The sequence below is a fragment of the Pseudomonas sp. GW822-FHT04H02 genome (genome assembly GCF_058800645.1).
The window spans coordinates 1,054,338-1,080,573 of record NZ_JBXAMM010000002.1; the positions used below are offsets into that span (position 1 = coordinate 1,054,338).

Genomic DNA, 26,236 nt, shown 5'->3' on the forward strand with positions numbered 1-26,236 from the left:
ATGGCTGATAGCCGTGCCGCGCGCCTGGCGCCGGTGGTGGACATGGCAGAGAGTGCCGAGCGCACGGCCGCCCAGCGCCTGGAGTACTTTCACGGCCAGGTGCGTGTGGCCGAGAGCAAGCTGGGGGACCTGGAGCGTTTTCGTGGCGACTACCAGGAACAGTGGGTCGAGCGCGGCAAGTTGGGGGTCAGTGGCCACTGGCTGATGAACTACCAGTACTTTCTCAGCCAGCTGGATACCGCCGTCGGTCAGCAGCGACAGAGCCTGGCCTGGCACCAGAACAACCTCGATCGCGCCCGGGAAGCCTGGCAGCAGGCCTATGCCCGGGTCGAGGGGCTGCGCAAGCTGGTGCAGCGCTATATCGACGAGGCGCGGGCGCTTGAGGACAAGCGTGAGCAGAAGTTGCTGGATGAACTTTCCCAACGCTTGCCTCGTCAGAGCCCATACTGATGGTGCTCATTTGCCCCGTGCGGGTTGTCCCCCCGGCGAGTGGGTGCTAAACCTTTTAGACGTCGTCAATGACAAGGAAGCAGTCACATGTCGGTCGTTACAGAAATATCCCCGGACGGGCAAAAACTCACGATCTCCATCAGAGGCCGTTTCGATTTCGGACGCCACCAGGAGTTTCGCGAATCCTACGAGCGACTCAACCGGACACCGGAGTCCATCGTGGTGGACCTCAAGGAAGCCACCTATCTCGACAGTTCGGCCCTGGGCATGCTGCTGTTGCTGCGTGACCACGCCGGCGGCGACAACGCCGATGTCCGGGTAATCAACAGCAACTCGGATGTGCGCAAGATCCTCGCCATCTCCAACTTCGACAAGCTTTTCGACATCAGTTGACCGGTATGCGGTCGATGCTCGAGCCCCTGTGTGTGCTGATCGCCGAAGATGGCGCAGCGGACCGCATGCTGCTGTCCAGCATCATCCGGCGCCAGGGGCATCAGGTGCTGGCGGCAAGCAACGGCGCCGAGGCGGTGCAGCTGTTTCAGCAACAGCGCCCGCACATCGTGCTGATGGATGCATTGATGCCGGTGATGGACGGTTTTGAGGCTGCCCGGCGGATCAAGGCCCTGGCTGGCGAGACCCTGGTGCCGATCATCTTTCTCACCTCCTTGAGCGGCGGCGAGGCCCTGGCCCGCTGCCTGGAAGCGGGTGGCGACGACTTTCTAGCCAAGCCTTACAACCCGGTGGTGCTGGGGGCCAAGATCAACGCCATGGACCGCCTGCGCCGTCTGCAAGAGACCGTGCTGCACCAGCGTGACCAGATCACTCGCCACCACGACTACCTGCTCAACGAGCAGCGGGTGGCCAAGGCGGTGTTCGACAAGGTCGCCCATGCCGGCTGCCTGGATGCGCCGAATATCCGTTACCTGCAATCGCCCTATGCCCTGTTCAACGGCGACCTGTTGTTGGCGGCCTACACCCCGGCCGGAGACATGCACGTACTGCTGGGGGATTTCACCGGCCATGGGCTGCCTGCGGCGGTAGGCGCCATGCCGCTGGCAGAGGTGTTCTACGGCATGACCGCCAAGGGCTACGGCCTGCCGGAAACCCTGCGGGAGATGAATGCCAAGCTCAAGCGCATCCTGCCCGTGGACATGTTCTGCTGTGCCACCCTGCTGTGCCTGAGTTCCCAGCGGCGGGCGGTGGAGGTGTGGAACGGCGGCATGCCCGAAGGGTATCTGTATCGGCACGCCAGCGGCGCACGCACGCCGCTGGTGGCTCGCCACTTGCCCTTGGGTGTGTTGAGCGCCGAGGCCTTCGAGGACAGCACCGAAGTGTTTTCCATGGCGCCGGGAGACCGCGTCTTCCTGTTGTCGGATGGGGTGATCGATACCTGTAACACCGAGGAGCAACTGTTTGGCGTCGAGCGATTGCACCAGGTGTTTGCCGCCAATCGCCAGGAAGATCAGCTGTTCGAAGAGATCCGGCAGGCCCTGGAGCGCTTTGGCGGCAGTGCCCGGGATGATGTGAGCATGGTCGAGGTGGGGTTGCCGGAGTTTCCCCGGTTGGCGCCGCCGGCTCTGGTGTACTCCGACAGTGGCCAGTCCTGCCCGCTGGACTGGTCGGTGAGTTTCGAGTTTCGGGCTGCCACCCTCAAGCGTTTCAATCCCTTGCCCTATCTGCTGCAACTGTTGCTTGAGGTGCATGGCCTGCGCTCCCAGAGCGGGGCGCTGTACAGCGTTTTGGCAGAGCTCTACTCCAATGCCCTGGAACATGGCGTGCTCAAGCTCGACTCGCGGCTCAAGCGCGATGCCGAGGGGTTTACCCGCTATTACCGCGAACGCTCGACCCGGCTTGCGCAGTTGCAGGAGGGTTTTGTCCGGGTGCATCTGCAAGTGCAGCCCCTGGAAGCGGGAGGGCGCCTGGTGGTGCGCGTCGAGGACAGTGGCGAGGGCTTCGATGTGGCTGCGGTCCTGGCGCGGCCCAATGATATGGAGCGTCTGTCGGGGCGTGGCGTCAGTCTGATCCGGCAGATGAGCCGGCAGGCCGTGTGGGCGGATGATGGGCGCAGTGTCTGCGTGGAGTTTTCGTGGGAGTCTCTGGCATAATTCCCGGGTTCTTGATCAAGGAGTGAACAAGTGGCTGAGATTCATCTGGACCACACGGTGCTCAATGCTTTGCAAGAGGTCATGGAGGATGAATATCCCGTCCTGCTGGATACCTTCGTCTGCGATTCCGAGGAGCGTGTGCGGCTGCTGCATAAGTCCGAGGATACGATTTTGCTGGTAGCCACCGCCCACAGCCTCAAGGGCAGCAGCAGCAACATGGGCGCCACCCGCCTGGCCGAACTCTGTCATCAGCTGGAACTGCGGGCCGGGCAGTCGGCCGCAGATGGCATTCGACAATTGGTGGGGGAGATCGACGGCGAGTTCGCTATCGTTCGACGCTTGTGCGAGCAGGAGCTGCAGCGCTTTCATTGTTGAGAAACAGCTTTTTATCTGCGGATTGATAAAGCTGGCCCGGCCTTTGCAGTCAAGTCTTCCAACTGTACCTATGATCCCCGTGCAGCGGAGACTGTCCCATGGCTGTTACCCCTAATTCGCTTCTTCAGGCCACTGCCCAGGCCAGCGCTAAGTCCAAGACTCAAGCGGCACCTGTCAGCCCCCTGGCGAGCATTGCCGAGCCTGGGGACAAGGCTTCCAGCTTCGCGCAGCTCTACGCCAAGGAATCCCAGAACCAGCCGCAGGCCAAGCCTCCAAGCTTTGCCGACAACTCGCCCAAGCCGGTGCGCGACAAGGGAGCTGACAGTAGCCCGAAGAAGGATGTCAGCAAGGACTCTTCTGCCGCGCCGCAGCCAGCCGTTGCCGATAGCGGCAAATCCTTGCCTGCCGACAAGCCGGCCAGCAGCGACAGCAGCGACAGCAAAACAGCGCCCACTGATGCTGCGAAGCCGGCTGATACCGCACAAACCGACACCCCGCCCCCCAGCGATCCGATGCTGGATCCAAGCCTGGTACAGGTCGCGCCGCCACAGCCTGTGGTGCCGGCTGAACCGGCCCCGGCGACACCTGCGCCGCCTCAGGTCGAGGCGGCTCCCGTCGCCCCTGCGCCGGCCCTCGTTGCCGCAGTGGTGGCGCCACCCGTCGAGCCGGCCAAGCCTGAATTCGACCCCGAGGCTGATCCTCTGGATGCCTTACCTGCGGTGCGCCTGGCCATGGAGCAGGGCGGCCATGTGTCGGCGTCCAGCCAGAGCCAGCCGAAGGCCGCGCCAGGCAATGCCGGCAATGAAGGGCAGCTGGCCTCGGTGCAGAACTTCGCCAATGGCATGGCCGGCATGCTCGAGCAGCAGGCGGGCAAGAGCGGCACCGAGCAGGGCGGCGAAAAGGCCTTTAGCGGGTTGATCGCCGATGGCTTGAAGGGCCTCAAGGGGGCTTCCAGTGATACCCGGGTGGATGATTTCGCCAATCGCCTGGCGGCCTTGACCCAGGCCGCGACGCCCAAGACGGCCAACGCGGTGCCGGTCAACCAGCCGCTGGCCATGCACCAGAATGGCTGGACCGAAGAGGTGGTCAATCGGGTGATGTACCTGTCCAGCACCAACCTCAAGTCGGCAGACATCCAGTTGCAGCCGGCCGAGCTGGGGCGCCTGGACATTCGCGTGCACATGATTCCGGACCAGCAGACCCAGGTCACCTTCATGAGTGCCCATGCTGGCGTTCGCGAAGCCCTGGAAGGGCAGATGCACCGCATGCGCGACATGTTCAACCAGCAGGGCCTGGGGCAGGTGGACGTCAACGTCTCCGATCAGTCCCGTGGCTGGCAGGGCCAGGAGCAGGCGCAGCAGGAGCAGAATCGCCGCAGCGGTTCCAGCACCAGCGGCGGGCGCCTGGACAATGGCGATGATGAGTCGTCCCCGGCCGTGGCAGAAGTGCAGGCTCCGGTACAGACCGTGATCGGCAGCAGCGCCGTCGACTACTACGCCTGACCTGTGGCGGGGGTCGCTACCGGCCCCTGCACTGATCCTCGCGGTGTAACTGCAACAGCTTGCACCCCAGGTTTCCCTTCGCAGCATTGCCCTTCGCTGTTGATCCCTGCCTTTCTGACAAATCTGGCATAACACTTGCTCTTGCCTTGCCGTGCGACTGTGAACCCCCGATTAGTGACGGATTATTGGCATGGCGAAGAGCGAAGCAGCAGAAAAACCCACCGCAGGGAAAAGCAAACTCAAGCTTATCCTCTTGATTGTCCTGGCGTTGTTGCTGGCCATCGGCCTGTCGGTCGGCGCCACCTGGTACTTCATGCACAGTGCTCAGAGCAAGCCGGCCCCGGCTGCAGAGACCGCCAGCAACGTCAAGCCTGCGGCGATCTACGAGCCCATGGCCCCAGCCTTTGTTGCCAACTTCACGCAGAACGGCCGGCAGCGCTACATGCAGGTGAGCATTACCCTGCTGGCGCGCAATCAGGCCGACCTGGATGCGCTGAAAGTGCACATGCCGGTGATCCGCAACAACCTGGTCATGCTCTTCTCCGGGCAGAGTTTCGACACCCTGGCCACTCCGGTCGGCCAGGAAATGCTCCGCCAGAAGGCCACCGCCAGCGTTCAGGAAGTGGCGCAGAAAGAGGTGGGCAAAGTGGTGGTCGAGCAGTTGCTCTTTACTAACTTCGTACTGCAGTAGGAACACGACATGGCCGTGCAGGACCTGCTGTCCCAGGATGAGATCGATGCGCTGTTGCATGGCGTCGACGACGGTCTGGTACAGACCGAACACGCTGCCGAGCCCGGCAGTGTCAAAAGCTACGACCTGACCAGCCAGGATCGCATCGTCCGTGGACGCATGCCGACCCTGGAAATGATCAACGAGCGTTTCGCTCGCTATACCCGTATCAGCATGTTCAACATGCTGCGCCGTTCGGCTGACGTGGCAGTGGGTGGCGTGCAGGTAATGAAGTTCGGCGAGTATGTGCACTCGCTGTACGTACCCACCAGTCTGAACCTGGTGAAGATCAAGCCGCTGCGCGGCACCGCGCTGTTCATTCTTGACGCCAAGCTGGTGTTCAAGCTGGTGGACAACTTCTTCGGCGGCGATGGCCGCCACGCAAAGATCGAAGGGCGCGAATTCACCCCGACCGAACTGCGGGTGGTGCGCATGGTGCTGGAGCAGGCCTTCGTCGATCTCAAGGAGGCGTGGCAGGCGATCATGCCGGTCAACTTCGAGTACATAAACTCGGAAGTGAACCCGGCCATGGCCAACATCGTCGGTCCCAGCGAAGCCATTGTGGTGTCGACCTTCCACATCGAGCTCGATGGCGGTGGCGGCGATCTGCACGTGACCATGCCGTATTCGATGATCGAGCCGATCCGCGAAATGCTCGACGCCGGCTTTCAGTCCGACCTGGACGACCAGGACGAACGCTGGAGCAAGGCTCTGCGCGAGGACGTGCTGGATGTGGCCGTGCCGCTAAGCGCCACTGTCGCCCGTCGTCAGTTGCGCCTGCGGGACATCCTGCACATGCAGCCTGGCGATGTAATCCCGGTGGAACTGCCCGAAGACATGATCATGCGCGCCAATGGCGTGCCGTCGTTCAAGGTCAAGCTGGGTTCCCACAAGGGCAACCTGGCGCTGCAAGTGATCGAGCCGATCGAGCGCCGTTGAGCGGCGCTCCAACCTGTTTGCTGTTCAATGAATTTTTGCCCGTCGAGGACCCATGATGGCTGACGAAATTAACTCCCAGGACGACCAGGCGCTGGCCGACGAGTGGGCTGCTGCGCTGGAAGAAACCGGTGATGCCGGTCAGGCGGATATCGATGCCCTGCTGGCGGCGGACGCCGGCGCCGCGTCAAGTTCCGGGCGCTTGCAGATGGAAGAGTTCGGCAGCGTGCCGAAGAACCATGAGCCGGTCACCCTGGACGGCCCTAACCTGGACGTGATTCTGGATATCCCGGTATCGATCTCCATGGAAGTGGGCAGTACCGATATCAACATTCGCAACCTGCTGCAGCTCAACCAGGGCTCGGTGATCGAGCTCGATCGCCTGGCCGGCGAGCCGCTGGACGTGCTGGTCAACGGCACCCTGATCGCCCATGGCGAGGTGGTTGTGGTCAACGAAAAGTTCGGCATTCGCCTGACTGACGTGATCAGCCCCAGCGAACGCATCAAGAAGCTGCGCTAAGTGAACAAGCTGCTTGGCATTGCATTCGCGCTGCCCCTGAGCGCCCTGGCCGCGGAGCCGGCGGCCACCGCCGCGGTGGCTGCGGCTGCGCCCGTGACCGGCAGTGTCAGCGGCCAGTTGACCCAGTTGGTACTGGGCCTGCTGCTGGTGATCGGCGTGATCTTCTTCCTGGCCTGGCTGTTGCGCCGGGTGCAGCAGGCCGGTCCTGCCGGCAAGGGGCAGGTGATCGAACTGATCGGCTCCCGGGCTCTGGGCCCGCGCGATCGCCTGGTGCTGGTGCAGGTTGGCAACGAGCAGATCCTGCTGGGCCTGACCCCGGGCACCATCACCCCGTTGCATGTACTCAAGGAGCCGGTGCAGGTGCCCAGTGCCGAGCAGGCGACGCCCGAGTTCGCCCAGCGCCTGATGGAGCTGTTGGGCAAGGATCAGAAGGATAAGAAGTAATGCCGTTGCGCATCATCTTGACGTTGGCACTGATGCTGGCGGCGCCGCTGGCGTTGGCGGCGGACCCGTTGTCGATCCCGGCGATCACCCTTGGCACCAATGCCAGCGGCCAGCAGGAGTATTCGGTCAGCCTGCAGATCCTGCTGATCATGACGGCGCTGAGCTTCATTCCAGCGTTCGTCATGCTGATGACCAGCTTCACCCGGATCATCATCGTCTTCTCGATCCTGCGTCAGGCCCTGGGCCTGCAGCAGACCCCGTCGAACCAGATCCTTACCGGCATGGCGCTGTTTCTTACCATGTTCATCATGGCGCCGGTGTTCGACCGGGTGAACCAGGACGCCTTGCAGCCTTACCTGGCGGAAAAACTCACCGCCCAGGACGCCGTGGCCAAGGCTCAGGTGCCGATCAAGGACTTCATGCTGGCGCAGACCCGCAGCAGCGACCTGGAGCTGTTCATGCGCCTGTCCAAGCGCACCGACATCGCCAGCCCTGACCAGGCGCCGCTGACCATCCTGGTCCCGGCCTTCGTCACCTCCGAGCTCAAGACTGCGTTCCAGATCGGCTTCATGATCTTCATTCCGTTCCTGATCATCGACCTGGTGGTGGCCAGTGTGCTGATGGCCATGGGCATGATGATGCTCTCGCCCCTGATCATTTCCCTGCCGTTCAAGATCATGCTGTTCGTCCTCGTGGACGGTTGGGCGTTGATCATCGGTACCCTGGCGGGCAGTTTCGGTGGTGTTTAAAACCTTGTTTGCGGGTGATCGACAATGACTCCGGAAGTCGCGGTAGACCTGTTTCGTGAAGCGCTCTGGCTGACCACCATGATGGTGGCGGTGCTGGTGGTGCCCAGCTTGTTGGTGGGCCTGATGGTGGCCATGTTCCAGGCCGCCACCCAGATCAACGAACAGACCCTGAGCTTCCTGCCGCGCCTGCTGGTGATGCTGGTGACCCTGATTGTCGCCGGGCCCTGGCTGGTGCAAACCTTCATGGAATACATCCGTCAGTTGTACGGCAGTATTCCGCAGTTGATCGGCTGAGCCCATGTCCCTGCTGGCGTTGACCGACACCCAGATCAGTACCTGGGTGGCGAGCTTCATGTTGCCGCTGTTCCGGGTCACCTTGCTGCTGATGGTGATGCCGGTCTTCGGGACCACCCTGGTGCCGCGGCGGGTACGCTTGTACTTTGCCCTGGCGATCACCGTGGTGATAGCGCCGGGGCTGCCGCCCATGCCCGAAGTGCACGCCCTGGATCTCAGCGGCCTGTTGCTGGTCGCCGAACAGATCCTGATCGGCGCGGTACTGGGGTTTTCCCTGCAGCTGTTCTTCCAGGCTTTCGTGGTTGCCGGACAGATCGTGGCGATCCAGATGGGCATGGGGTTCGCTTCCATGGTCGACCCCACCAACGGTGTGTCAGTGGCGGTGATCGGGCAGTTCTTCACCATGCTGGTAACCCTGTTGTTCCTGGCCATGAACGGCCACCTGGTGGTGTTCGAGGTGCTTACGGAGAGCTTTACCACCCTGCCGGTGGGTGGCGGCCTGATGGTCAACCATTACTGGGAGCTGGCAGGCAAGCTCGGTTGGGTGCTGGGGGCGGCGCTGCTGCTGGTATTGCCGGCAATCACCGCGCTGCTGGTGGTGAACATCGCCTTTGGCGTCATGACTCGCGCGGCGCCGCAATTGAACATCTTCTCCATCGGCTTTCCCCTGACCCTGGTGCTGGGCATGGGCATCGTCTGGATCAGCCTGGCTGACATTCTCAATCAGTATCAACCGCTGGCCTCCGAGGCCCTGCAGTTCTTGCGCGAACTGGCGAGGGCACGCTGAGCCATGGCAGAGAGCGAGAGCGGTCAGGACAAGACAGAAGAGCCCACGGAGAAACGCAAAAAGGACTCCCGGGAAAAGGGCGAGATTGCCCGCTCCAAGGAGCTCAATACCCTGGCCATCATGCTGGCGGGGGCGGGTGGTCTGCTGGTCTATGGTGGTGGCCTGGCCCTGGACCTGCTGGAAATCATGCGCCTGAATTTCTCCCTGCCCCGTGAAGTGCTGCTCAGCCCCGGGGCCATGGGCCTGTACCTGCTGCATTCGGGCAAGATCGCCATCCTGGCGGTGCAGCCGGTACTGCTGACCCTGCTGCTGGCGGCGGTCATCGGCCCCATTTCCCTGGGCGGCTGGTTGTTCGCCGGCAAGAGCCTGGCGCCCAAGTTCAGCCGGATGAACCCGGCCAACGGCCTCAAGCGGATGTTTTCCCCCACGGCGTTGATCGAGCTGCTCAAGGCCCTGGCCAAGTTTGCCCTGGTGCTGTTCGTGGCGCTCTCGGTGCTCTCGGCAGATATCGACGACCTCTTGCGTATCGCCCATGAGCCCCTGGAGAAGGCGATCATCCACAGTATCCAGGTGGTGGGCTGGAGCACCTTGTGGATGGCCTGCGGGCTGATCCTGATTGCCGCAGTGGATGTGCCGGTGCAGCTGTACCAGGCCCACAAGAAGTTGCTGATGACCAAGCAGGAAGTGCGCGACGAGCACAAGGACCAGGAGGGGCGGCCTGAGGTCAAGCAGCGGATTCGCCAGTTGCAGCGCGAGATGTCCCAGCGGCGGATGATGGCGGCGATCCCGGAGGCCGATGTGGTCATCACCAACCCGACCCACTACGCCGTGGCGCTCAAATACGATGCCGAGAAGGGCGGGGCGCCGGTGCTGCTGGCCAAGGGTAGCGATTTCCTGGCCTTGCAGATTCGCGAGATCGCCGTGGCCCACGAAGTCATGTTGCTGGAGTCGCCGGCCCTGGCGCGTTCGATCTTCTATTCCACCGAGCTTGAAGAAGAGATTCCTGCCGGGCTTTACCTGGCGGTGGCCCAGGTACTGGCCTACGTCTATCAGATCCGCCAGCACCGCGCGGGCAAGGGCAAGCGCCCGGATCCGCTCAAGGACCTGCCGATTCCACCGGATCTGCAGCGCGACTCCTGAGGCGAGCGCCGCCAGGTTGTTGGCTGGATTATTGCTTGTGGGTAGCCAGTGTATGGAAATGGTTACTTTTTTGACTAGGCAGAATCAATCTGAAAAAAGCGGGTGGATTGACTTTGTTCTTTGGGATGTTCGAACTGCTCAGAACTGATAAGTCATGGAAAAAATAATTACAGTTACCAGTCCGCTACTGCCGCCGTTAGAGGAATTTGTTCCTTATCTGGAGCAGATCTGGAAAAACAAGCGCCTGACCAATTGCGGTCCCTTCCATCAAGAACTTGAGCAAGCACTGGCTCGTTACTTGGGGGTCGGGCATTTGTCGTTGTTTGCCAATGGAACATTGGCCCTGATTACCGCTTTACAAGCGCTGCATGTGAAGGGTGAAGTGATTACCACGCCTTATTCTTTTGTCGCTACGGCCCATGCCTTGGTGTGGAATCGCTTGACCCCGGTGTTTGTCGATATCGATCCACAGACCTTCAACATCGACCCTAAAAAGATAGAACAGGCCATTACGCCACAGACGACCGCCATCATGCCGGTGCACTGCTATGGCAATCCCTGTGATGTAGAGGCGATTCAGGCCATCGCCGATAAACATGGATTGAAAGTAATTTTTGACGGTGCCCACGCGTTTGGCGTGGAGGATGCCGGTGGCAGTGTACTGCGCCATGGCGACCTCAGTGTCCTGAGTCTGCATGCAACCAAGGTTTTCAATACCTTCGAGGGCGGTGCGATCATCAGCCCGGATGCACAGACAAAGTTGCATATCGATCAATTGAGGAATTTTGGTTTTGTGGATGAGGTCACGGTGGTGACCTGTGGCATCAACGGCAAGATGAGTGAAGTAAATGCTGCGTTCGGGCTCTTGCAGCTGCAGCATATCGACGCGGCCCTGGAACAGCGTAGAGCTATCGATTGTTTCTATCGCTCTGAATTGCGAACCATCAAAGGTATTAACCTGGACCCGGTACCGGCCGCTCTTGTCTCGAACTATGCCTACTTTCCGATTGCCATTGAGCCCGAATATGCGCTGAGCCGCGATCAACTCTATGGGTTGTTGCAGGAGCACAATATATTCGCGCGCCGTTATTTCTATCCCCTGATTACCCAGATGTCGGTGTATGAAGGTATGGAGGGACTTCATCGCCATGCTTTGCCAGTGGCCGAAGCATTGGCTGAAAAGGTTATCTGTCTGCCCATTTATCCAGGGTTGGAGCCAGAGGACCTGCAACGGATCGTTACTGTCATTCGCTCAGGAAACTCGGCGAATATATAACGTACTGGAGAGGGACTTTCGCCAAGAAGGCGAGTGTTTTGCGGAATTTTAAACCGCAGATTCTGATTATTAAGAGGCTGTTATGAGCAAAGAAGCATTTATCGAAAACTTTCTGTCTGCCACCGATTTTCAGGAGCCAGTTGAAGTCACCATGGAGACGGAGTTGCGCAATTTGCCAGAGTGGGATTCGCTCGCGGCATTGGGTGTGATTGTCATGTTTGATATTGAGTACAAGAAAGTGATCTCGGGCGACGACCTTGAAAAGGCTGTTACCGTTGGTGATCTTTACAACTTGGTAGGATAAGCCTCATGCCACTCGTTACGTTGAATTCCGTGCGCTTTGCCGGTATGGCAACTTGCGTTCCTAAACGAGTTGTTTCCAATCTGACTGATTGCAAGCCGCAGATTCGCCCAGAACGCGAAAGGCTGGTGCGCAATATCGGTATCGAGCTGCGAAGGCTGACGCAAGAGTGGCAGTGTTTTTCCGACCTGGCCTTCGATGCAGCCTCCAAGCTCATTGAAAGCCTGGAGTGGAAGCTCGAGGAAATCGACGCGCTGATCGTGGTTACCCAGTCCCCGGACTACCTGGCGCCTGCCACTGCGATCATTCTTCAGGATCGTCTGGGGTTGCCCCATACCACCCTGGCGTTCGACGTCAACCTCGGGTGTTCCGGCTATCCGTTCGGCCTGCATCTGCTCGGATCGCTGATCAGTGCCGGAGGTATCAAGAAAGGCTTGGTGCTGGTTGGGGACAGCGGTGCCCAGCTCAATGACCCGATCTTTTCGGATGCCGGCACCGCTACGGCGATGGAGTTCTGTGCGGATGCCCCGCCCATGTACTTCGACCTGAATAGCGATGGTAGCGGCCACAAAGCGATCATCCTTCCGGTTGGTGGGCATCGTGAGCCGGTAGGCATACAGCATCTGGTGCCATTCCGTGAGAATGAAAATGATCACTGGCATCGAGCTGTCGACTTGCAACTCGACGGTACTGCGGTGCTGAGCTTTTCCACTCAGCGGGTTCCACCGGCGGTAGAAAAATTGCTTGAATATGCCAATGTTTCAAAAGACGAAGTCGATTACTTCATCTTTCACCAGGCCAACCGCATGATCAACGAAACCATTCGTAGAAAGTTGGAACTTCCAGTCGAGAAAGTTCCTTCGACCTTGCGGGATTTTGGCAACACCAGCGGTGCTTCGCTGCCAGTCACCATGACTGCACGAATCAATAAACAGCTTGAAGAAGGAACTAAGCGTTTAGTGCTGTCAGGGTTTGGTATTGGCTTGTCATGGGGAACCTGCTTGGTGGATATCCAAGGGGCGAAGTTTCCTGATTTGATTGAGTCCTGATAGGGCCGGGAGGTCACTCCTCCCACTGACCGCAAATTTCTTCGGAGGGCAGCATAGTGGCTGATAACAGCTTTAATCCATTCAGTCTCAAGGGCAAGCGGGTCTTGGTGACCGGGGCCAGTTCGGGGATTGGACTCACAACGGCTTTGAATTGTGCTCGCATGGGCGCCGAGATTATTGCCACTGGGCGTGATAAGGAGCGCCTGACCAAGACGTTTGAAGAGTTGCAGAGCATTTCGAGTCTGGATCATAAAATGGTTGTAGCGGATCTTACCGTTGCGGCTGAGCGAGATGCTGTAATCGCTGCACTCGATTCGAAGATACACGGTTTGGTACATTCAGCAGGGATCTCCAGGCTGTCTCCAACTCGGATGATGACTGAGTCCCATCTTCAAGTGCTTCACCGAACCAATGTCGAAGCCCCTTTTCTGCTGACTCAAGGTGTTTTGAGACGCAATCTTGTTGCGGCTGATGGGGCTATTTTATTTATTGCATCCATTGCTGCACATAAAGGAGTGGCAGGGGTTGGCGGCTATTCCGGTACCAAGGCAGCATTGATTGCCATGGCGCGATGCCTTGCAACGGAAGTGGCTAAACATAGAATCCGGGTTAATTGTCTCTCGCCAGCATTGGTACATACGCCCTTGGTGGACGATGCTGAAAAGATGGTCTCCATGGATACGCTGGGCCAAGGGCAACTTCTGGGCTTTGGTATGCCGGATGATGTAGCCAATGCATGCATTTTCATGCTCTCCGATGCAAGCCGATGGATAACTGGCTCGACGCTTATCATGGACGGTGGGTTAACCATTTAACGAGCCATGGGGGCAATATGCGGCGAGTGATCATATTGGGGGCTGGCGGACTTGGGCGTCAGGTATTGGCTCGAATGGAGGCTGATGTAGCCTGTGGAGTTGATTGGATCATCGCCGGTTTTCTGGATGAGCGTGGGCCTGAGGTTGTAGCGGAGATTCTTAATTGTCCCTGGTTAGGGTATCCGGAGCATTTTCAACCACAGTCCGACGACTTGTTTATCGTTGCGATCGGAGATCCTGCGAGTAGAGAAAAACAGGTGAAACTGCTGCTCGGCAAAGGCGCGAAGTTCATTGACTATGGAAGACCTGGTTTCCTTGGTGTTAGAACAGCTTGGGGGCCAACGTTTTTCGGCTATGACGTAAGTTGCGGCGTTGATAGTCAGATCGGTAATTACTGCTTTATCGATCAAGACAGCATGATCGGTCACGACGTAGTGATTGGCGACTATGTACATATCGCTCCCCGTTGTTTGTTGGCTGGCTACGTCAAGGTGGGCAACGGTGTGGTGATCAACTCCGGGGCCATGCTGTCCCGCGGGGTCACTGTGGGTGATGGAGCGGTGATCGGCATGGGAGCCGTGGTCTTCAAGGATGTTCCTGCCGGTGCGACGGTGGTGGGCAACCCTGCTCGAGTCATTTTCACCAAGCAGGATTGAAGGCTGGGTATTCATCTCGCTGCTCGGTCTTTTTTGTGGATACGTTTTATGTCGCGTCATGCGTTGGATGCAAGCCATTACACCTCCCAGGAAACTCTTTCTCGCGAGCGTGCCCACTTGTTTGGCGCGTTGTGGACCTTCGTCGGGTTCACGTCGATGGTGCGCGAGCGCAATCAGTTCTTCACTCGCAAGGTGGCGGGTGTGCCGATCCTGGTTCAGAGAACCGAAGCCGGTATCCGGGCCTTTATCAATGAGTGCCCCCATCGGCTGTCGCCTATTCAGACCGAGAGTGCCGGCAAGCGCCCTATGGTCTGCCCTTACCATGCCTGGTCATTTGGTGCCGAGGGCGAGTTGCGTGGCATTCCCAATCATGGGCTTTACCAGTTCAGTGCCGCGGAGCGAGAAAAGATCTGCCTGAAGAAACTTCATCTGGAGGAAGTCGGCCAGTTGTTGTTTGTGAATTTTGCGCAGAGTCCCATTGCACTGAATGAGCAATTTACGGATGAGTTCATCGGGCAGTTGCAGGATGTGTCCTCTCATCTGGATTCGCAGATTATCTACAGTTGCCATCAGGTCCGGTATAACTGGAAGTTGAATATGGAGAACGTGAAAGACTATAACCACGTTCCTTTTATTCATCCGCAAACCTTCATGCCGGCCATGAATCAAATGGTCAAGGAGATCCCTGTAGTTGGCGATGACGGAGGATCGGAAGTTATCAGGCTGATTTCTGCTGCCGAATCTCCTGAACTTGACTCGCTGAGTTACAGCACCAAGGCTCTGATCAAGCCCTACGAGAACTGGTTTGCGCCGTTGTGCGAAAAATATGGCAGTGAACATGCCTACTACAACTGGTTCATTTATCCCAATGTCAACTTCTGTAGTGTCAAGGGTGATCACTTTCTACTTCAGCAGTACGATCCCGTATCCCCTGGGGTTACCGATTATCACCTGTGGATGATGACCGCCACACGCAAGGATGTCCGCACCGACTTTACTGCCTTGCTGGCAACTTTGATTCGTGGCGAGCGCAAGGTCATAGCCGAGGACACGGTTGTGCTCGAGCGTTTGCAGGATGGGTTCGGTGAGCACTCTCGGCGCTTCATGCACGGCGAGTATGAGGCGCATATCGTTCAACAGCATCTCTGGTATAGAACTCATGTTTTGGGAGAGCGCCCATGACTTCCCATATAGTGCTGGGAGAGGGCCTGGCCTTCGAACATGCCTGCCAGATGGCCACTGAGCTGGGCTTGCCCCATGTGCAGCACCGCCTGCATTCGGCTGATCGTTACAACTTTCAGCTGGATGAATTCATCGACCGGTATCCGGCGCAAGACTTCGAAGTGTTTGTGGCGCTGGATGAGCGTGCGGTCAACTATTCGCGATACAAGTTGATTGCCCAGGTTCGGTTGGCGGGGTATCGCCTGTTCAATCTGGTTTCGCCTCGATCCATTGTTGAAGAAAGCGCCGTTCTGCAAGGCAATGCCTATGTGGGTGCGGGCTGCAACCTGGCCTCCGGTGCGGTAGTGGGGCTGGGCTCCTGGCTTGATCGCCAGGTAACTCTGGATTGCTCCGTGCAGCTAGGGGCCTGTGTGACCTTGCAGGCGGGTGTGACCCTGGGGCGCGGTGTGGAAATCGGCAGGGGCACCACGCTCTCCGCTGGCAGCTTTGCGCTGGCGGGCACGAAAGTCGGTCGCCATTGCGAGTGGTTGTTGGGCGGGAAGTTGCCGGAAGTCCTTGCTGACAAGTCCTTTTATGATGCCCTGATGCCAGATGGCGCCAGAATCCTGAAAAACTGAATGTTAATTATCTTGCCGATTCGCTCAGGCAATTGGGCGGGCCGTTTCTGGAGTGGGTATGCCGAGTAATTATGCTGGTGTTAAAGGGCTGGAAGTGGCTGGTAACTATGAAAACCTGGTCACCATCTTTCAGCGGGCGGTCTCTGCGTATCAACATGATCCGCGCTTCTGTATTGCGCCTGAGGCCTGTCATGTCTACGACGCAAATGGGCGTGAAACAAAAGTCGTGCTGTTGGGAACGACCCAGTTCTCTCAACTCTTTATCAATGAAGCTGCCGGCAGAGTGCGGATTGTTGCCGTGGTCGACGACTTCAAGGCCGGCAAGATGGAAAGCTTTCATGGCGTTCCGGTGATCAGTTCGGATGCCTTCCTGAAGTTGGCCCGGGATACTGCGCTGATCAGTGTCAATGGCTGTCGGTATGATCACTCCCGGCGTTATTTCAAAAGCCTGGCGCTGCGCAACAACATCCCCATGCTCAACTTTGAGCAGGGCTTGCGGCTGCTTTCCATCAACCCGGCGAGCGACCATCGGATTGATGACTGGGGCAGCTACATTGTTGCTCACGCCCAGGAGTTGATCGCTCTCGGGCGGCGTCTGGACGATGACTATTCACGCTTCACCCTGTTCAGCGTTTTGCTCGGCCATTTGACGTGCGACCCCGAGTGGATACTCAACGCTGCCAAGCCCTACTTGACCCTGTATTTCCGTTCCGGCTTGTGGCTGCCTGATCAGAATGAGCGCTTCGCTGACTGTGGCGCCTCGATTGCCGAGTCCGCCAAGGCCTTTCTCGATGCGACCGACGGCCGCTTCCAGAAGATCTGGATGATCGAGCCGGATGAAGTCAATCGGGCCACCATTCAATCCTTCATCAGCGGTTACAACGGTACTCTCGCGCCTGCCCAGTCAGGTGCCATCGAGTTGCTGGGTTGTGCGTTGAGCAACGAAGACGGGCAGATGCCGTTCTTGCATGAGGGCGGGCACGGCGGTCACCTGTTATCTGCCGCTACTGCCCAGGCCATCTGCCGGGATGTCGATGTGCGCCGTCTGGATTCATTGCTTGATGACAGCCCGACGCTGATCAAGATGGACATCGAAGGGGCGGAATTGCAGGCCTTGCAAGGGGCCCGTGAGCACATCAGTCGTGGGCGCCCGAAAATGGCCATTTCGGCTTATCACCGGTCTGGCGATTTGCTGGATATCACCCGTTTTGTCGAAAGTGTGCGTGGCGACTACAAGATCGGCCTGCGCCACCACACCGAAGAGCGCTGGGATACCTGCCTGTACTTCTATTGATCTGCGTGCTGGCGCGCTGCATTGGCGCGCCATTTGATTGGGCCTGTGCCACTCGAGCGAAGGTGGCGGGCTATCGGCATTAACTAGCAAGAAGGTTTATATGAGCGCAAAGCCACTGGTCAGTGTGGTCATTCCTGCTTACAAGGCAACTTACTTTGAAGCGGCGCTGGCCAGTGTCTGTGCGCAGAGCTACGAGCATCTGGAGGTGGTGGTATGCGATGACTCGCGTACCGGGACCATCCGTGAGTGCACGGCTCGTTATCAGGAGTCCTGCTCTTTTCCGATTCGCTATGAGTTCAATGAGTCTCTGCGCGGCGAGCTCTTCAATGCCATTGAGTGCATAAAAGTCGCCAGTGGAAAGTACATCAAGTTCCTCCATGACGACGATGTATTGCACCCTGAATGTGTCGCGCAACTGGTGGCTGCGATGGAGTCAGATCCCTCTGTGGCCATGGCGTCTTCGCGTCGCCGCCTGATCGATTCCGACGGGGTCCCGCAACCGGATGCCCTGGCCACATCCCTGCCTTTCGCTACCGATGTGGTTATCGATGGCAAGGAGCTGACCAGCCTGCTGGCCGACCATAGCCTCAACTTCATCGGCGAGCCGAGTTGCGTGCTTTGTCGCCGAGAGGATCTGCTGGCGCTGGGGGATGGCCTTATGTCGCTCAATGGTTGCCTGATCTATTGGGTGGGCGACCTGGCGATGTATGTGAAGCTGCTGCAAAAGGGCAACCTGGCGTTGCTGAAGCAGCCGCTGACCGATTTCCGAGTGTCCCTGCAGCAGGGTAGTCAGCAGGGGCGCGACAAGCCGGGTATCGGTAACCAGGGGCACGCTGATTTCAAACGGACATTGCGCGAACTGGGCTGGCATCGAGGGGGGCTGGATAACCATCTGGTTTCGGTGCGTTCCCTGTATGGCGGCGACAGGTTCGAGCCGGTGGATATCCTGGCCGCTCTGCGACAGAGTTACGCCAAGGGCGTGGCCGACCGGCAGATCAACAGCTGGATCGAGCAGCGGGTGCCAAGCCCGACCCAGTTGCATTTGATGGAAGGCTATCTGCAGTCCGGCGGCGGTGCTCCTTCAATCGGCATCATCGTCCTTGATCTGGCCGCGGATGCCCAGGCGCTGGCGCGCACCCTGCATAGCCTGGCGGCGCAGCCGCAGGGGCTTGTGCAACTGAAAGTGACGGTACTGGGGCATGAGGCGCCGGGCTTGGTTGCCGGCGGCGCCGAGCTGCACTTCACACCGGTTCAGGCGAACTACGCAGAGCAGGTCAATCGTTTGCTGCAAGAAGATGCATGCGAATGGTGTGTGCTGGTCCGCGCTGGTGATGAGTTCACGCCAAGCGGCCTGTTGGTCGCCAGCCTGGAGTTGCTGCCGGATCCCGACTGCCGTGCAGTGTTCTGTGATGGCGTGCTGCGAGAAGCCAATGGCGACACGGGGGTCATGCTGCGCCCGGACTTCAACCTGGATTACCTGCTGAGTTTCCCGGGGGTGCTGGCGCGTCACTGGATCTTCAGGCGTCGGGTGCTGATCGAGGCGGGTGGTTTTGATGGTGCCTACGCGCGGGCCCTGGAGTTCGAGCTGATCCTGCGCCTGATCAATCAAGGTGGCATTGACGGTTTCGGGCATATCCCGGAATTGCTGCTGAGTTGTCCGCCCGTGGCCCTGGGTGAAAATGAAGATGAGCGCCGTGCGCTGGTCGAGCACCTGTCGCAGCGTGGCTATGCCAGCGCGCAGGTCGACAGCTCGCTTGCGGGACACTATCTGATCGACTACGGGCACCAGGCCCGCCCCCTGGTATCGATCGTGGTGGTGGTGAGTGACGACCTGGCGGCGGCGCAGCGCTGTATTTTCAGTGTCCTGGAGCACACCCGTTACCCTTTCTACGAGTTGCTGATCGTCGATAACGCCTGTCAGGCCGCAGAGGCAAGGCAGTGGTTGCAGGCTGTCGCGGAGCTGTCGGCTGAGCGTATCCGGGTAGTCAGCCTGCCTTATGCCGTGGATCGTTCCACCGCCAACAACCTGGGGGCGCAGCAGGCTTCTGGTGAATATCTGGTATTCCTGCGTGCGCTGACGGCGATCTTCGACGGTGGCTGGATTGATGCGCTGTTGAATCACGCGCTGCGCCAGGAGGTGGCGGTAGTGGGGGCCAAAGCGCTCTCCAGTGATGGCGAAGTGAGCCATGGCGGATTGATCCTGGGGCTGGCGGCCGGCGGGGCGGCAGCATTTGCCGGGCAGCAGGCCGACGCTGCCGGGTACATGAATGGCTTGCAGGTGGATCGCAATTGCAGTGCGGTCGCCGACATCTGCCTGATGGTACGTAAAGCCCTGTTTGATGGGGTGGGTGGCTGGGATGCCGAGCTGTTCCCTGAGGCGGGAGCGGATATTGACCTGTGCCTGCGCCTGGCGGGCCATGGTTATCTGACCGTGTGGACGCCGCGTGCGCGGGTCATGCACGGTATGCCGCCGGCCGCGTTTGCGCCGCGGGATGAAGATGCCTTGTCCCAGCGCTGGCTTTCGGTGCTGGCGCGGGACCCGGCCTACAACCTGAATTTTTCCCTGGGGCAGCCAAAGGGCTTCCAACTGGCCGAGCCGTCGTTAAGTTGGCGTCCGCTGATCTGGCGCCCGTTGCCAGTGGTGCTGGTGCATCCTTCGGATCGTTATGGCAGTGGTCACTATCGGGCCATTCGACCGATGGAGGAGCAGAGTTCGGCGGGCCTGATCGACGGGGTGCTGTCGATGGCGCTGTTATCGCCGGCCGAACTGGCGCGAGTGGCCCCGGATTCGATGGTTTTCCAGCGCCACATCGGCGAGGAGTCGCTCAGCGCCATGCGTCGTGCGCAAGCCTTCTCGCGCAGTTTCAAGGTCTTTGAGCTGAACGATCACCTGCCAAGCCTGGCTGTTGGGGAGGCTGCCCAGGGCATGACGCCTGGGGATATTTCCTACTATTTGCGCGAAGCCGTGGCCTGCGTCGATCGCCTGGTGGTGTCCACCGAAGCCCTGGCCGACGCTCTGCATGGCCTGCATCCGGATACCCGGGTCATCCACAGTCGTCTGGACCAGCAGGGCTGGGGGGCGTTGCCAAGCAGCCAGCGGTGTGCCGGCGACAAGCCCCGGGTAGGGTGGGCAGGCGCGGACTGGCAGCTGGCCAATCTTCAAGTGATCGGCGAGGTGGTGAAAGCCCTGGCGACGGAAGTCGACTGGGTGTTCATGGGGGCTTGTCCCGAGGAACTGCTGCCCTATGTCAAGGAAGTGCATCGTGGTGTGGAGATCAGCCTGTATCCGGCGGCGCTGGCCAGGCTGAATCTGGATCTGGCAGTAGCGCCCATGCAGCAGAGTCTGCTCAACGAGTGCAAGAGCAACCTGCGTCTCCTGGAGTATGGCGCCTGTGGTTATCCGGTCATCTGCAGTGATCTGGCGTGTTTCCGCGGTGATTTGCCGGTGACTCGGGTTGCCAATCACTTCCAGGACTGGAGGGCGGCCATCCGCATGCATCTGGATGATCCACAGGCCAATGCCCGGGCCGGGGATGCCCTGCGTGAAGTCGTCCGGCGCGACTGGATGCTGGACGCTAGCGCATTGATGGCGTGGCGTGCTGCCTGGCTGCCGGATTAATCACGGCCACTCTGAGGTTTCCGGCATTTTCGGCTCAATGCCGGCGCCATATTTCCTTTCGGTAAAAGTTGGAAGGTTTCTTGCAGTAGCAGCCCCGTGCCGCTTCAGGCGTCAAAAGTTTGCTTTACGGAACGGGGTAAATCGGTGGATCGCTCTCAGTTAATCAACACGGCTCGCAGCAACCTGGCTGACCTCGGTCGAGGCAATCTGGGTGTGCCGGTGCTGCTGTTGGTCATGCTGGCCATGATGATGTTGCCGGTCCCGGCGTTCCTGCTGGACGTGTTCTTCACGTTCAACATCGCTTTGTCGATCGTGGTTCTGCTGGTGTGCGTGTACGCCCTGCGGCCGCTGGACTTTGCCGTGTTCCCCACCATTCTGCTGGTGGCCACGCTGCTGCGCCTGGCGCTCAACGTGGCCTCGACCCGGGTGGTGATGCTCCATGGCCAGGAGGGCCACGCCGCTGCCGGTAAGGTGATCCAGGCCTTCGGTGAGGTGGTGATCGGCGGCAACTATGTGGTCGGTATCGTGGTCTTTGCGATCCTCATGATCATCAACTTCGTGGTGGTGACCAAGGGTGCCGGCCGTATTTCCGAGGTGAGCGCGCGCTTCACCCTGGACGCCATGCCCGGCAAGCAGATGGCCATCGATGCTGACTTGAACGCCGGCCTGATCGACCAGAACCAGGCCAAGCTGCGCCGTCTCGAAGTGGCCCAGGAGGCCGAGTTCTACGGTTCCATGGACGGTGCCAGCAAATTCGTGCGCGGTGACGCCATCGCCGGTTTGCTGATCCTGTTCATCAACCTGATCGGCGGCATGGCCGTCGGTATCTTCCAGCACAACATGAGCTTTGGCGATGCGGGCCGGGTATACGCCTTGCTGACCATCGGTGACGGTTTGGTGGCGCAATTGCCATCACTGTTGCTGTCCACTGCGGCGGCGATCATGGTGACCCGGGCTTCGGGTTCCGAAGACATGGGCAAGCAGATCAACCGCCAGATGTTCGCTTCGCCCAAGGCGCTGGCGGTGGCAGCCGGCCTGATGGCCGTGATGGGGCTGGTGCCGGGCATGCCGCACTTCTCCTTCCTCAGCCTGGCGGCCGTGGCCGGTGGCGCCGCTTACCTGGTCTGGAAAAAACAGAACCAGGTCAAGGTCAAGGCTCTGGAAGAGGTCCAGCGTCAACAGGACCTGCTGCCTTCCCCGGCCCGTGCCCTGGAAACCAAGGAGTTGGGTTGGGACGACGTGACGCCGATCGACATGATCGGCCTGGAAGTCGGTTACCGCCTGATTCCCCTGGTGGATCGCAACCAGGGCGGGCAATTGCTGGCGCGGATCAAGGGGGTGCGCAAGAAGCTCTCCCAGGACCTGGGCTTTCTCATGCCCACGGTGCATATCCGCGACAACCTGGACCTGGCGCCGAGCGCCTACCGCCTGACCCTGATGGGGGTGATCCTGGCCGAAGCGGAGATCTATCCGGATCGCGAGCTGGCGATCAACCCGGGGCAGGTCTATGGCACGCTCAACGGCATCTCCGCTCGGGACCCGGCCTTTGGTCTGGAAGCGGTGTGGATCGAAATCAGCCAACGGCCGCAGGCGCAGTCCCTGGGCTACACCGTGGTGGACGCCAGTACCGTGGTCGCCACCCACTTGAACCAGATTCTGTACAAGCACTCCAGCGAACTGATCGGCCACGAAGAGGTCCAGCAGTTGCTGCAAGTGTTGTCCAAGAGTTCGCCGAAGCTGGCCGAGGAATTGGTGCCGGGCGTGCTGTCGCTGTCGCAGTTGCTCAAGGTCCTGCAAGCGCTGCTGGCCGAGCAGGTGCCGGTACGCGACATCCGCAGCATTGCCGAAGCCATCGCCAACAATGCCGCCAAGAGTCAAGATACTGCCGCTTTGGTTGCCGCGGTACGCGTCGGATTGTCTCGTGCCATCGTCCAAAGCATTGTAGGCACTGAGTCTGAGCTGCCTGTGATCACCTTGGAGCCAAGGTTGGAACAAATTTTGCTCAGCAGTCTGCAGAAGGCAGGACAAGGCCAGGAAGAAGGCGTTCTGCTGGAGCCAAGCATGGCAGAGAAGCTGCAGCGTTCGCTGATCGATGCGGCGCAGCGTCAAGAGATGCAAGGTCAACCGGTGATTCTGTTGGTAGCGGGGCCGGTCCGCGCCATGCTCTCGCGGTTCGGCCGTCTCGCCGTCCCGGGTTTGCATGTGCTGGCGTACCAGGAAATTCCGGACAACAAGCAAGTGACCATCGTTGCGACAGTAGGGCCCAACGGCTGAGGTAGTGGGTTATGCAAGTTAAGCGTTTTTTCGCCGCCGATATGCGTCAGGCCATGAAACTGGTTCGTGATGAGTTGGGCGCTGAAGCCGCCATCATCGGCAACCGGCGGATCGCCGGCGGTGTCGAGCTGACGGCTGCGCTGGATTACAAGTTGTCGGCCTTGTCGCCACGGGTTCCGAACATGGAACTCGAGGACGAGCTGCGCAAGACCCAGTCGCGGATTGTCACCGCCCAGGCCGAACTGAGCCTGCGGGGCGAGGGCGACAGTGCCTCGATCACCAATCGCCAGCTGTTCGCCGGCCTGCCGTTGACCGCGGCCGAGCCCCTGATCGAGCCGACCCTGACCGAGCGTCCGCGCCCGGCGCCGGCTCCTGCAGCGCCACCTGCCGATACGCGGGCGCTGGACTCGATGCGTTTCGAGCTCAACGGTCTGCGCGAACTGCTGGAAGTGCAGCTCGGCTCCCTGGCCTGGAGCCAGTTGCAGGGCAGCCGTCCGGAGCAGGCCAACCTCTGGCGTCGCCTGCAGCGCATCGGCCTGTCGGGCCCGCTGGCCCGCGACCTGCTGGCACTGATTACCGAAATCAACGAACCCCGTCAGGCCTGGCGCATGTTGCTGGCGCACCTGGCGCGAATGATCCAGACCCCGGAAGTCGAGCCTCTGGAAGAGGGCGGTGTGATCGCCATGGTCGGCCCGGCCGGCATGGGCAAGACCACCACCCTGGCCAAGCTGGCGGCGCGCTACGTGCTCAAGTACGGGGCGCAGAACATTGCCCTGGTGAGCATGGACAGCTACCGCATCGGCGCCCAGGAGCAGCTCAAGACCCTGGGGCGCATCCTCAATGTGTCGGTGACCCATGTGGACCCGGGCCAGTCCCTGGCCCAGGCACTGGATCCGCTGCTGCGCAAGCGCGTGGTGCTGATCGATACCGCCGGCCTGCAGGCCAGCGATCCGGCGTTGCGCATGCAGCTGGAGAGCCTGGCCGGTCGTGGCATTCGTGCGAAGAACTATCTGGTACTGGCTACCACCAGCCAGAAACAGGTGCTGACCGCCGCCTACCACAGCTACAAACGCTGCGGCCTGGCCGGTTGCATCCTGACTAAACTTGATGAAACAGCCAGTCTTGGCGAAGTGCTGAGCCTGGCCATCAGTCATGAACTGCCGGTTGCCTATCTCACTGATGGTCCGCGGATTCCTGACGATCTGCACCTGCCTCGCCGGCATCAGCTGGTGAGTCGCGCGGTAAGCGTACAGATGCAGGAAGAACCCAGCGAGGAAGCCATGGCCGACATGTTCGCTGACCTTTACCACAGCCCGTCCAAACGGGTTGGCTGAGGTAATCATGAATAGATTGCAGTGTATCTACATCGATGGTCTGCCATGCATTGTTCCAATGGTGAACGCGCAGCCAGTTATGTGGCCCCGTCTAAGTAAGACAAGGTAAAGAAAGAACATGGGCAGCATGCATCCCGTACAGGTGATTGCGGTGACCGGCGGCAAAGGTGGCGTCGGCAAGACTAATGTGTCAGTGAACTTGTCCCTGGCTCTGGCTGAGCTCGGCCGGCGGGTCTTGCTGCTGGATGCCGACCTGGGACTGGCCAATGTCGATGTCCTGCTGGGCCTGACTCCGAAACATACCCTGGCCGACGTCATCGAGGGTCGTTGCGAACTGCGCGATGTGCTGCTCCAGGGCCCTGGAGGCATCCGCATCGTACCGGCCGCCTCGGGCACCCAGAGCATGGTGCACCTGAGCCCCGCGCAGCACGCTGGCCTGATCCAGGCCTTCAGCGATATCGGCGACAATCTCGATGTGCTGGTGATCGACACCGCTGCGGGTATTGGTGACTCGGTAGTCAGCTTTGTCCGCGCGGCCCAGGAAGTACTGCTGGTGGTGTGCGACGAGCCGACCTCGATCACGGACGCCTACGCGCTGATCAAGCTGCTCAACCGCGACTACGGCATGAACCGTTTCCGGGTCCTGGCCAACATGGCTCAGAGCCCTCAGGAAGGTCGCAACCTGTTTGCAAAATTGACCAAGGTCACGGATCGCTTCCTGGACGTGGCCTTACAATACGTCGGCGCAGTTCCCTACGACGAAAGCGTACGCAAGGCCGTGCAAAAGCAGCGTGCGGTCTATGAAGCCTTTCCTCGTTCGAAGTGTGCATTGGCGTTCAAGGCCATCGCGCAAAAAGTCGATACCTGGCCGTTGCCGGCGAACCCACGCGGGCATCTGGAGTTTTTTGTCGAGCGGCTAGTGCATCAAACAGCGGGACCGGTGCTATGACTGCCAGTGGCTACAACCTCTACAAGAAGTCGGCGCGTGACAGCCAGTACGAATTGATCGAGCGCTACGCGCCTCTGGTCAAGCGTATTGCCTATCACCTGCTGGCGCGGTTGCCGGCCAGTGTTCAGGTAGAAGACCTGATTCAGGCCGGGATGATCGGTTTGCTCGAAGTGTCGACCAAATACGACGCGAGCAAGGGGGCGAGTTTCGAAACCTACGCGGGTATCCGTATCCGTGGGGCGATGCTCGACGAGGTTCGTAAAGGCGACTGGGCACCGCGTTCGGTGCACCGTAATACGCGCATGGTCAGTGATGCGATTCGCGCAATTGAAGCTAAAACCGGTCGTGACGCTAAAGATCATGAAGTTGCGGCCGAACTTCAATTGAGTCTCGACGATTATTACGGGATTTTGAACGACACCTTGGGCAGCCGCCTGTTCAGTTTCGACGACCTGTTGCAGGACGGCGAGCATGAAGGGCTGCATGAGGATGGCGCCAGTGCTCATCTCGAGCCGTCACGGGACCTGGAGGATGAACGCTTCCAGGCCGCGTTGGCGGATGCGATTGCCAATTTGCCGGAGCGCGAGCGACTGGTGTTGGCGCTGTACTACGACGAAGAGCTGAACCTCAAGGAAATCGGTGAGGTCCTGGGGGTCAGCGAATCGCGGGTCAGCCAGTTACACAGCCAGTGCGCAGCCCGTTTGCGGGGGCGTTTGGGGGAGTGGCGAGCGCGCTGACAGGCAGTGTGGGGACACTGCGTTCAGGACCGGTGAAGCAAGCGCTGCACCGGTCTTGCAGTATGTGCTCCATGCAGTCGTTGTGTGTTATGCCGGATTGA

Annotated in this window: 26 protein-coding genes; all 26 read left to right on the forward strand. The window is 59.7% G+C overall.

The genetic code is table 11. The features are described 5' to 3' along the window. On the forward strand, positions 1-450 hold the full coding sequence (gene fliJ, locus AC1RMG_RS11650; RefSeq protein ID WP_011059978.1) for a flagellar export protein FliJ: 450 nt from the start codon (positions 1-3) through the stop codon (positions 448-450). Between the two features lie 87 nt (positions 451-537). Continuing rightward, positions 538-843, forward strand: coding sequence for an STAS domain-containing protein (locus AC1RMG_RS11655; protein WP_011059979.1), 306 nt, complete (start codon positions 538-540; stop codon positions 841-843). Positions 844-848: 5 nt separating this feature from the next. After that, positions 849-2,555 (forward strand): SpoIIE family protein phosphatase, encoded by a 1,707-nt coding sequence (locus AC1RMG_RS11660; protein ID WP_493169245.1) that lies wholly within the window; start codon positions 849-851, stop codon positions 2,553-2,555. A 30-nt stretch (positions 2,556-2,585) separates the two neighbouring features. Beyond that, positions 2,586-2,930 carry an Hpt domain-containing protein gene (locus AC1RMG_RS11665; protein WP_011059981.1) on the forward strand — a complete coding sequence of 115 codons (345 nt, stop codon included), beginning with the start codon at positions 2,586-2,588 and terminating at the stop codon, positions 2,928-2,930. 98 nt (positions 2,931-3,028) lie between these two features. Next, positions 3,029-4,432, forward strand: a complete 1,404-nt coding sequence (locus AC1RMG_RS11670) for a flagellar hook-length control protein FliK (protein ID WP_493169247.1) — start codon at positions 3,029-3,031, stop codon at positions 4,430-4,432. A gap of 190 nt (positions 4,433-4,622) precedes the next feature. Further along, positions 4,623-5,123, forward strand: a complete 501-nt coding sequence (gene fliL / locus AC1RMG_RS11675; RefSeq protein ID WP_011059983.1) for a flagellar basal body-associated protein FliL — start codon at positions 4,623-4,625, stop codon at positions 5,121-5,123. A gap of 9 nt (positions 5,124-5,132) precedes the next feature. Further along, on the forward strand, positions 5,133-6,101 hold the full coding sequence (gene fliM, locus AC1RMG_RS11680; RefSeq protein ID WP_011059984.1) for a flagellar motor switch protein FliM: 969 nt from the start codon (positions 5,133-5,135) through the stop codon (positions 6,099-6,101). A 55-nt stretch (positions 6,102-6,156) separates the two neighbouring features. Beyond that, a complete protein-coding gene (gene fliN / locus AC1RMG_RS11685; RefSeq protein WP_011059985.1) occupies positions 6,157-6,618 on the forward strand; it encodes a flagellar motor switch protein FliN in 462 nt (153 codons plus the stop codon). After that, entirely contained in the window at positions 6,619-7,062 is a 444-nt protein-coding gene (gene fliO / locus AC1RMG_RS11690; protein WP_011059986.1) for a flagellar biosynthetic protein FliO, read from the forward strand. It begins immediately after the preceding gene. Continuing rightward, entirely contained in the window at positions 7,062-7,811 is a 750-nt protein-coding gene (gene fliP, locus AC1RMG_RS11695) for a flagellar type III secretion system pore protein FliP (RefSeq protein WP_011059987.1), read from the forward strand. The genes fliO and fliP overlap by 1 nt, the downstream gene beginning before the upstream one ends. Positions 7,812-7,835: 24 nt before the next feature. Next, on the forward strand, positions 7,836-8,105 hold the full coding sequence (gene fliQ / locus AC1RMG_RS11700; protein ID WP_011059988.1) for a flagellar biosynthesis protein FliQ: 270 nt from the start codon (positions 7,836-7,838) through the stop codon (positions 8,103-8,105). A 4-nt stretch (positions 8,106-8,109) separates the two neighbouring features. Continuing rightward, positions 8,110-8,892, forward strand: a complete 783-nt coding sequence (gene fliR, locus AC1RMG_RS11705) for a flagellar biosynthetic protein FliR (RefSeq protein WP_493169250.1) — start codon at positions 8,110-8,112, stop codon at positions 8,890-8,892. A 3-nt stretch (positions 8,893-8,895) separates the two neighbouring features. After that, positions 8,896-10,032, forward strand: a complete 1,137-nt coding sequence (gene flhB / locus AC1RMG_RS11710) for a flagellar biosynthesis protein FlhB (RefSeq protein WP_015634638.1) — start codon at positions 8,896-8,898, stop codon at positions 10,030-10,032. A 154-nt stretch (positions 10,033-10,186) separates the two neighbouring features. Continuing rightward, positions 10,187-11,308, forward strand: coding sequence for a DegT/DnrJ/EryC1/StrS family aminotransferase (locus tag AC1RMG_RS11715; RefSeq protein WP_125062195.1), 1,122 nt, complete (start codon positions 10,187-10,189; stop codon positions 11,306-11,308). Between the two features lie 82 nt (positions 11,309-11,390). Further along, positions 11,391-11,612, forward strand: a complete 222-nt coding sequence (locus AC1RMG_RS11720) for an acyl carrier protein (RefSeq protein WP_072451678.1) — start codon at positions 11,391-11,393, stop codon at positions 11,610-11,612. Positions 11,613-11,617: 5 nt separating this feature from the next. After that, entirely contained in the window at positions 11,618-12,658 is a 1,041-nt protein-coding gene (locus AC1RMG_RS11725; RefSeq protein ID WP_072451677.1) for a ketoacyl-ACP synthase III, read from the forward strand. A gap of 56 nt (positions 12,659-12,714) precedes the next feature. Beyond that, a complete protein-coding gene (locus AC1RMG_RS11730) occupies positions 12,715-13,473 on the forward strand; it encodes an SDR family NAD(P)-dependent oxidoreductase (protein WP_072451676.1) in 759 nt (252 codons plus the stop codon). A 17-nt stretch (positions 13,474-13,490) separates the two neighbouring features. After that, the gene (locus AC1RMG_RS11735) at positions 13,491-14,129 is read left to right on the forward strand and encodes an acetyltransferase (protein ID WP_072451675.1); all 639 of its coding nucleotides are present in this window, start codon (positions 13,491-13,493) and stop codon (positions 14,127-14,129) included. Between the two features lie 48 nt (positions 14,130-14,177). After that, a complete protein-coding gene (locus AC1RMG_RS11740) occupies positions 14,178-15,311 on the forward strand; it encodes an aromatic ring-hydroxylating oxygenase subunit alpha (RefSeq protein WP_169893791.1) in 1,134 nt (377 codons plus the stop codon). Positions 15,312-15,361: 50 nt separating this feature from the next. Further along, positions 15,362-15,928, forward strand: coding sequence for an LbetaH domain-containing protein (locus AC1RMG_RS11745; protein ID WP_493169253.1), 567 nt, complete (start codon positions 15,362-15,364; stop codon positions 15,926-15,928). A 58-nt stretch (positions 15,929-15,986) separates the two neighbouring features. Then, positions 15,987-17,222, forward strand: a complete 1,236-nt coding sequence (locus AC1RMG_RS11750; protein ID WP_011059998.1) for an FkbM family methyltransferase — start codon at positions 15,987-15,989, stop codon at positions 17,220-17,222. A gap of 100 nt (positions 17,223-17,322) precedes the next feature. Further along, entirely contained in the window at positions 17,323-20,841 is a 3,519-nt protein-coding gene (locus AC1RMG_RS11755) for a glycosyltransferase (protein ID WP_493169255.1), read from the forward strand. A 144-nt stretch (positions 20,842-20,985) separates the two neighbouring features. Next, positions 20,986-23,115, forward strand: a complete 2,130-nt coding sequence (flhA, locus tag AC1RMG_RS11760; RefSeq protein WP_011060000.1) for a flagellar biosynthesis protein FlhA — start codon at positions 20,986-20,988, stop codon at positions 23,113-23,115. An 11-nt stretch (positions 23,116-23,126) separates the two neighbouring features. Further along, positions 23,127-24,449, forward strand: coding sequence for a flagellar biosynthesis GTPase FlhF (gene flhF / locus AC1RMG_RS11765; RefSeq protein ID WP_011060001.1), 1,323 nt, complete (start codon positions 23,127-23,129; stop codon positions 24,447-24,449). Positions 24,450-24,567: 118 nt separating this feature from the next. Next, on the forward strand, positions 24,568-25,398 hold the full coding sequence (gene fleN, locus AC1RMG_RS11770) for a flagellar synthesis regulator FleN (protein WP_011060002.1): 831 nt from the start codon (positions 24,568-24,570) through the stop codon (positions 25,396-25,398). Beyond that, on the forward strand, positions 25,395-26,135 hold the full coding sequence (gene fliA / locus AC1RMG_RS11775) for an RNA polymerase sigma factor FliA (RefSeq protein WP_011060003.1): 741 nt from the start codon (positions 25,395-25,397) through the stop codon (positions 26,133-26,135). Before fleN ends, fliA begins: the two co-directional genes overlap by 4 nt. The last annotated feature ends 101 nt before the right edge of the window (positions 26,136-26,236 follow it).